Source organism: Paraburkholderia sp. Cy-641 (genome assembly GCF_011752945.1).
Taxonomy (GTDB): Bacteria; Pseudomonadota; Gammaproteobacteria; order Burkholderiales; family Burkholderiaceae; genus Paraburkholderia.
Genome location: NZ_VWWM01000045.1, coordinates 62,388 through 69,625, shown reverse-complemented (window position 1 = coordinate 69,625; position 7,238 = coordinate 62,388). Strand labels below are relative to the sequence as shown.

Below are 7,238 nucleotides of genomic sequence, written 5' to 3'. Positions count from 1 at the left end.
CTCGGGGCCTTCGGGCACCTCGGGCTCGACCGGCTCGGGCGCGGAGGCCTCGACCGGCGCGCTCGCGGGTTCGACCGGCATCACGGTCGCATCGACGATCGGTGCCTGCTGCGTCCCCCACAGCAGGCTGCCGCAGCCCGACAGCGCGGCGAGCGCGAGCAGCGAGAACACGGCGATGAGCGAGCGGAGCGGGCGGAATGAACGAAGAAGCGAACGAAGCGAACCAGGCCGCTCGGGCGAGTGAATCGGCAGACGCCAGGCACGCGAGGCAGGGCGCGGAAAACCGCCAGTCATCAGGAAAAACTCCATGGGCCAGTGCGGACGGGCGCGATAAGCCGCCGCGGTTGGGACAGGTACGGGCCAGAGTTTAACCTGTGCGGCCGCGCCGGCCGCTTTCCGGGGACCGGGCGCGGGCGTCCGCGGGCCGTCGCGCGGCGTTTCGACGCATGCGGCGTGCCGCGCGAACCCGGCGGATTCGGGGGGCCGGGCCGTAGGTGTAAACGCGCGGCGCCCGCGTACGAGCCGCCGTCGCGTCAAAGATATAAGCCGCGCGACATGTCCGGCATGCCATTCATGCGATTGGACACATATTTGTCTTCGCCTACATTGCGAGACAGAAAAAGCGTCACCCCATTAAATCAATCCACGAGACGAACCTGATGATGGCTGCGGCAAGCGGCCGTTTCAGCGCGCTGATAAAGGAGGCACTCACCATGATGGAACCCCAGGCTCTCGCGAATCCCGAAGTCGCGAGCGAATCGTTCGACGCCGAATCATTCGGCGCAAAGGGCTTTCTCGACCGCTATTTCGAAATCTCCGCGCGCGGCAGTTCGCAGCGCCAGGAGATCGTTGCGGGCATCACGACCTTCCTCGCGATGGTCTATTCCGTGTTCGTCGTGCCGGGCATGTTCGGCAAGGCGGGCTTCGACACCAGCGCGGTGTTCGTCGCCGTCTGTTTGACGACGGCATTCGGCTCGCTCTTGATGGGCGTGTGGGCGCGCCTGCCGATCGCGATCGGCTGCGCGATCTCGCTGACCGCGTTCACCGCATTCGGCCTCGTGCTCGGCAAGGGCCTGCATCCGACCGTCGCGCTCGGCGCGGTGTTCCTGATGGGCGTCGTGTTTACCGCGATCTCGGTGACGGGCGTGCGCTCGTGGATTCTGCGCAACCTGCCGACCGGCATCGCGCACGGCACCGGCATCGGCATCGGGCTCTTTCTGCTGCTGATCGCCGCGAACGACGTTGGGCTCGTCGTCAAGAATCCGGGCGCCGGCTTGCCGGTGTCGCTCGGGCATATCACGGCGTTGCCCGCGCTGATGTCGGTGGTGGGGCTCGCGGCGATTTTCGGGCTCGTGCGGCGGCGTGTGCCCGGCTCGATCCTGATCGTGATCGTTGCGATTTCGGCGCTCGGGCTCGCGATCGATCCGGCCGTCGCGTTTCACGGCGTGTTCGCGGTGCCGTCGCTGAGCGCGCCGGGCCATGCCTCGCTGATCGGCGCGATGGACGTGAAGGGCGCGCTGTCGATGGCGGTGCTGCCGAGCGTGCTCGCGCTCGTGATGACCGCCGTGTTCGACGCGACCGGCACGATCCGCGCGGTCGCGGGCCAGGCCGGGCAGCTCGACGCGAACGGCCGCATCATCAACGGCGGCCGCGCGCTGACCGCCGATTCGCTCAGCTCGATCTTCTCGGGCCTGCTCGGCGGCGCGCCGGCGGCTGCGTATATCGAGTCGACGGTCGGCGTGGCGGCGGGCGCGAAGACCGGCATGGCGGCGGCGGTGGTCGGCCTGCTGTTTCTGGTCGTGATGTTCTTCTCGCCGCTCGCGGGTCTGGTGCCTTCGTATGCGACGGCGCCCGCGCTGATGTACGTGGGTCTGCTGATGCTGTCGAACGTGAGCAAGCTGCATATGGACGACATGGTCGACGCGATGGCCGGGCTCGTGTGCGCGGTGTTCATCGTGCTGACCGCGAATATCGTGACCGGCATCATGCTCGGCTTCGCGACGCTCGTGATCGGACGTGTCGTGAGCGGCGAATATCGCAAGCTCAATATCGGCACGGTGGTGATCGCGGTCGTGCTGGTCGGGTTCTATCTGGGCGGCTGGGCGATCTGAGTTGCGTTGCAGGGAGTCGTTGTTTTTCAACGGCTGTTTTCACCAGCAGTTCTTCACCGGCTGTTCTCCACCCGCTGTTCTCCACTTTCACGCGGTACGTCGCGGTTCGATGCTTTGAGCCGCGGCGTACCGCGTGTCTTTTTCGCTCGCATTCCTTGCCGCACATGGCATGCCGTGCGAGTGCGCCGACCTGTCCTTGACTTTCGCGCTAGCGTTTCTAAACCATAAGTTCATGGTCAGGGCCCGCATCGCGCGGGAAAGGAGACGCAAATGGAACCGCAACACCGTATCGGCACGCGAGACGAGTGGCTGGCCGCGAGCCGCGCGCTGCTCGCCGAGGAAAAAGCGCATATGCGCGCCGGCGACGAACTCGCGCGCAAGCGTCGCGCGTTGCCGTGGGTCAAGGTCGACCAGACCTATACGTTCGACACGCCGCAAGGGCGCCGGACACTCGCGGAGCTATTCGACGGCCGCAGCCAGCTGATCGTCTATCACTTCATGCTGGGCGAGGATTGGGAAGAGGGCTGCGTCGGCTGCTCGTTCCTCTCGGATCATATGACCGGCATCGTCACGCATCTCGAACATCACGACGTGAGCTACGTGACGGTGTCGCACGCGCCGCTCGCGAAAATCGAGGCGTTCAGGCGGCGCATGGGCTGGACGTTTCCGTGGGTATCGTCGAACGGCAGCGAGTTCAATTTCGACTACCACGTGTCGTTCACGCCCGAGCAGCTGGCGAGCAGGACGGCGTTCTACAACTTCGTCGAGCAGGACGTCGGCATCGACGAGCAACACGGCCATAGCGTGTTCTACAAGGACGAAAACGGCGACGTGTATCACACGTACTCATGCTACGGACGCGGCGACGAGCGTTTCGTCGGCGTCTACGCGCATCTCGACATCGCACCGAAAGGCCGCAACGAGGCGAGCAATCTGACCGACTGGGTCAGGCATCACGATCGCTACGAGGACAAGGCGGGCGGCGCGTGTCTCGCGTGTGGTTCGTGAGCGATGCGATGAGGTGAGGCGCGGCTGCTGCGTGGCCTGTGCGTTGGCGTTGCGAAAAAGCGGCTGGAGATGGGTGTGTACGCGGCCGCTGTGCCGCGCGTGCCACCGATGCGTCGGTGCAGTATCGACGCGCTATCGGCGACGTTATAACGCCATGTCGAAAGCGGGCTTGAGGAACAGCTCCATTGCCATCACGGCGAGGCTCATCGCGGCAGCGGCGAGGGTCAAGACGCCGTATTCGTCGTAGCGCGCGTCGTAGAGGCACGCGATAACGAACAGAATCGCCAGCAGGTTGGTCAGCCAGTCGAAATTCAGCGCGAGGGTCATCGATTGGGTCCGGGCTCGTGTGCGATGCGGACGGTCGAATCGCACGGTCAAATCGAGCGCGATTCTATCGAAACGAGCTTACGGATTCGCAACGGCTGCGCTTACACAGATTACGGGGCGCCACGCCCGGCGCGGCGCCCCGTCCGGCGTCCGGTTACGCCGCCATCATGTCGTGCTCGATCCACTCGATCACCGAGGTGCGGCGCGGTTGCCAGCCGAGCAGCGTGCGTGCGCGCCCGCCGCGCACGCGGCTGTTCGAGCCGAGGCCGTACGACGCCATTTCGTAGCCCCATTCCTGCTTGGCGTCTTCGAGCGGCCAGTCCTGCGGCGCGCCGAGCTTCATCGCGCGCGCGATCGCGGCGCTCATGTCGCGGAACGACGCTTCGCCGCTTTCGACGAAATAGAACGTGCCGGCCGGCGTCTTGTCGAGCGCGAGGCGATACAGCTCGGCGACGTCGTCGATATGCACGTTCGACCAGACGTTGCCGCCGCTGCCCACGTGCCGCACCACGCCGCTCTTCTGCGCCTGACGCACGAGCCGCGGCAGTTGCACGCTGGCGCTGCCCGCCACCGCGCCGTGGCCGTAGATCAGCGTGTTGCACAGCACGGCCGAACGGATGTTGCGCTGTGCCGCGTCGAGCACGAGCTGGTCGATCGCGACGCGCGGGGCCTTGTCGGCGGTCGGCGTGGGCAGCGCGTCTTCGTGATAGACGCGCGATTCACCGGCTTCGCCGCCCGAGGCATCGCCGACGATGCTCGAACCGCTCGTATGCAGGAACACCTTGCCGGAGCCGGCGAGCCCGTCGATCAGCGCGCGCACCGCGCCTTCGTGGTCGCTGCTCGCGGTGTTGATGACGGCGTCGGCCGCTTGCGCTTCGGCGTTCAGCAACGCGCTGTCGTCGAGCGTGCCGATGACGGGCTCGATGCCGAGCCGCTGCAACTCCGCGCTCTGTTCGGGGTTGCGGATCAGACCGCGCACGTGATGGCCGGCGCGCACCAGATGCGCCGCAATCGAGCCGCCGATAAAACCGCTTGCGCCTGTAACGAAAATCTTCAAGACATTCTCCTTGATGCAATGACGGGGACAGGCACGCAGTATCGCCCGCATCGATTTTCGCAAAAAGCGTGTTAGTCTCAAATCAATCTTGATTTCGAGTTAATAATGAAAACGTCCACCGACGAATTGCTCGTGTTCGTCACCGTGATCGACTGCGGTTCGATCACGGCGGCGGCCGAGAAGCTGGGGCAGACTGTCTCCGGCGTGAGCCGCGCGCTCACGCGCCTCGAACAGAAGCTCGATACCGCGCTCGTGCGGCGCACGACGCGCCGCCTGCATCTGACCGAAGAGGGCGAGGCATTTCTGCGGCGCGCCCGCGCGATTCTCGACGCGCTCGAAGAGGCCGAGGAGTCGGTCGCGCGCGGCCGCGAGCGGCCGTCGGGGCGCTTGCGCGTCGATGCGGCGTCGCCGTTCATGCTTCATTGCATCGCGCCGCATATGACGGCGTTTTCTGCGCTGTACCCGGAGATCCGGCTCGAACTGACGAGCAACGAGCGCATCGTCGATCTGCTCGAACAGAAGGTCGACATCGCGATCCGCATCGGCGCATTGCAGGACTCGACGCTGCATGCGCGCGCGCTCGGCAGCAGCAAACTGCGCGTGCTCGCGAGCCCAGCGTATCTCGCCGAATACGGCGAACCGGCCACGCTCGACGCGTTGCGCGCGCATCGGCTGATCGGCTTTACCGCGCCCGAGCACCTGAACCGCTGGCCGCTGCGCGAGGGCGGCAAGGGGCGCAAGCGCGGCCAGGCTCACGACGACGCGGCGCCACGGCTGAAGATCGAGCCGTCGATCACCGCGTCGAGCGGCGAGACGCTGCGGCAACTGGCGCTGTCGGGCTGGGGCATCGCCTGTCTCGCCGATTTCATGACCGCCGCCGACGTGCGCGAGAACCGCCTCGTGCCGATTCTCGGCAACCTGCTCGTCGACGAGCGGCAGCCGGTGAACGCGGTGTACTACCAGAGCGCGTCGCTCGCGGGGCGCGTGCAGTGCTTTCTGGATTTCATGGCGGGCAAGGTGAGGCTGTAGCGGGGCGCGAATCATGGAAATCCCCAGGCGGGAAAGCTTGAAAAAGAAGTTGTATATACAAGTTCGCCGAGCTAGACTTATTTGAACTTGTATAGACAGGACTACACCACCATGATGCTGAAGCCCGGCCACCTGACTCTCCCGCAACTGCGCCGGATCGCCCGCGAGCCGGTCACGCTGCAACTCGATCCCGCGAGCCACGCCGCCATCGACGCCTGCGCGCAGGCCGTCGCCGACATCACCGCGAAGGGCGAGCCGGCCTACGGCATCAACACCGGTTTCGGCCGCCTCGCCAGCACGCATATCCCGCGCGAACAACTCGAACTGCTGCAACGCAATCTGGTGCTGTCGCATGCGGTCGGCGTCGGCGAGCCGATGTCGCGCCCGGTCGTGCGTCTGCTGATGGCGCTGAAGCTGTCGAGCCTCGGCCGCGGCCACTCGGGCATTCGCCGCGAAGTCATGGAAGCGTTGCTCGCGCTGTTCAACGCCGACGTGCTGCCGGTGATTCCGGTCAAGGGTTCGGTCGGCGCATCGGGCGACCTCGCGCCGCTCGCGCATATGTCGGCGGTGCTGCTCGGCGTCGGCGAAGTGTTCGCGAAGGGCGAGCGCCTGCCGGCCACCGAAGGTCTTGCGCTCGTCGGCCTGAAGCCGCTCACGCTGCAGGCGAAGGAAGGCCTCGCGCTGCTCAACGGCACGCAGGCGTCGGCCGCGCTCGCGCTCTACAACCTGTTCGCGATCGAAGACCTCTATCGCACGGCGCTCGTGGCCGGCGCGCTGTCGGTTGATGCGGCGATGGGCTCGGTCAAGCCGTTCGATGCGCGCATCCACGAACTGCGCGGCCATCGCGGTCAGATCGACGCGGCGGCGGCTTACCGGTCGCTGCTGCAAGGCTCGGGCATCAACGTCTCGCACGCCGACTGCGACAAGGTGCAGGACCCGTACAGCCTGCGCTGCCAGCCGCAGGTGATGGGCGCCTGTCTCGACCAGATGCGCCAGGCTGCCGCAACGCTGCTGACCGAAGCGAACGCGGTCTCCGACAATCCGCTGATTTTCCCGGACACCGGCGAAGTGCTGTCGGGCGGCAATTTTCACGCCGAACCGGTCGCGTTCGCGGCCGATAATCTCGCGCTGGCCGCTGCGGAAATCGGCGCGCTCGCCGAGCGCCGCATCGCCTTGCTGATCGACGCGACGCTGTCGGGCCTGCCGCCGTTCCTCGTGAAAGACGGCGGCGTGAACTCGGGCTTCATGATCGCGCACGTCACGGCCGCTGCGCTCGCCTCGGAAAACAAGACGCTCGCGCATCCGGCCTCGGTCGATTCGCTGCCGACGTCCGCGAACCAGGAAGACCATGTGTCGATGGCGACGTTCGCGGCGCGCAAGCTCGGCGACATCGCCGACAACACCGCCAACATTCTCTCGATCGAACTGCTGGCCGCGGCGCAAGGCGTCGATCTGCGCGCGCCGCACCGCACCAGCCCGAGTTTGCAGAAAGTGATGGACGTGGTGCGCAAGAACGTGCCGCACTACGAACTCGATCACTACTTCGCGCCGGACATCGCGGCCGTCACGAAGCTCGTGCAGGACGGCACGATCGCCAAGCTGAGCCCGTTCTCGTTCGTCTCCGAGCAGTAAGCCAACCCGGTAGGCCAACCCGGTAGGCCAACCCGGTAGGCCAACCCGGCAAGCCAACCGGCCGTCACAGCCAC

Annotated in this window: 6 protein-coding genes and 1 pseudogene; 4 read left to right on the top strand and 3 right to left on the bottom strand. The window is 66.0% G+C overall.

Annotation, left to right across the window (positions count from 1 at the left end; all coding sequences use genetic code 11):
* A pseudogene (locus tag F3J20_RS32205) lies at positions 1-294 on the bottom strand (PRC-barrel domain containing protein); the annotation flags it as partial.
* Between the two features lie 422 nt (positions 295-716).
* Here F3J20_RS32205 and F3J20_RS22905 point away from each other — a divergent pair.
* Both F3J20_RS22905 and F3J20_RS22900 read left to right on the top strand, forming a co-directional pair.
* Positions 717-2,111 carry an NCS2 family permease gene (locus F3J20_RS22905; RefSeq protein ID WP_205192734.1) on the top strand — a complete coding sequence of 465 codons (1,395 nt, stop codon included), beginning with the start codon at positions 717-719 and terminating at the stop codon, positions 2,109-2,111.
* 270 nt (positions 2,112-2,381) lie between these two features.
* A complete protein-coding gene (locus tag F3J20_RS22900) occupies positions 2,382-3,119 on the top strand; it encodes a thioredoxin family protein (RefSeq protein ID WP_167284615.1) in 738 nt (245 codons plus the stop codon).
* A gap of 144 nt (positions 3,120-3,263) precedes the next feature.
* Here F3J20_RS22900 and F3J20_RS22895 read toward each other — a convergent pair whose 3' ends face one another.
* Positions 3,264-3,446 carry a hypothetical protein gene (locus F3J20_RS22895; RefSeq protein ID WP_167040339.1) on the bottom strand — a complete coding sequence of 61 codons (183 nt, stop codon included), beginning with the start codon at positions 3,444-3,446 and terminating at the stop codon, positions 3,264-3,266.
* A 154-nt stretch (positions 3,447-3,600) separates the two neighbouring features.
* Positions 3,601-4,503 carry an NAD-dependent epimerase/dehydratase family protein gene (locus F3J20_RS22890; protein ID WP_167284614.1) on the bottom strand — a complete coding sequence of 301 codons (903 nt, stop codon included), beginning with the start codon at positions 4,501-4,503 and terminating at the stop codon, positions 3,601-3,603.
* Positions 4,504-4,608: 105 nt separating this feature from the next.
* Between F3J20_RS22890 and F3J20_RS22885 the strand changes: the two genes are divergently transcribed.
* Positions 4,609-5,532, top strand: coding sequence for a LysR family transcriptional regulator (locus F3J20_RS22885; RefSeq protein WP_167284613.1), 924 nt, complete (start codon positions 4,609-4,611; stop codon positions 5,530-5,532).
* Between the two features lie 111 nt (positions 5,533-5,643).
* The gene (hutH, locus tag F3J20_RS22880; RefSeq protein ID WP_167284612.1) at positions 5,644-7,164 is read left to right on the top strand and encodes a histidine ammonia-lyase; all 1,521 of its coding nucleotides are present in this window, start codon (positions 5,644-5,646) and stop codon (positions 7,162-7,164) included.
* Positions 7,165-7,238 lie beyond the last annotated feature (74 nt).

What these genes read in the sequence shown, in the direction of transcription:
- F3J20_RS22905 (WP_205192734.1), top strand. Translation starts at nt 717, where the DNA reads ATGGAACCCCAGGCTCTCGCGAATCCCGAAGTCGCGAGCGAATCGTTC.
- F3J20_RS22900 (WP_167284615.1), top strand. Translation starts at nt 2,382, where the DNA reads ATGGAACCGCAACACCGTATCGGCACGCGAGACGAGTGGCTGGCCGCG.
- F3J20_RS22895 (WP_167040339.1), bottom strand. Translation starts at nt 3,446, where the DNA reads ATGACCCTCGCGCTGAATTTCGACTGGCTGACCAACCTGCTGGCGATT.
- F3J20_RS22885 (WP_167284613.1), top strand. Translation starts at nt 4,609, where the DNA reads ATGAAAACGTCCACCGACGAATTGCTCGTGTTCGTCACCGTGATCGAC.
- hutH (WP_167284612.1), top strand. Translation starts at nt 5,644, where the DNA reads ATGATGCTGAAGCCCGGCCACCTGACTCTCCCGCAACTGCGCCGGATC.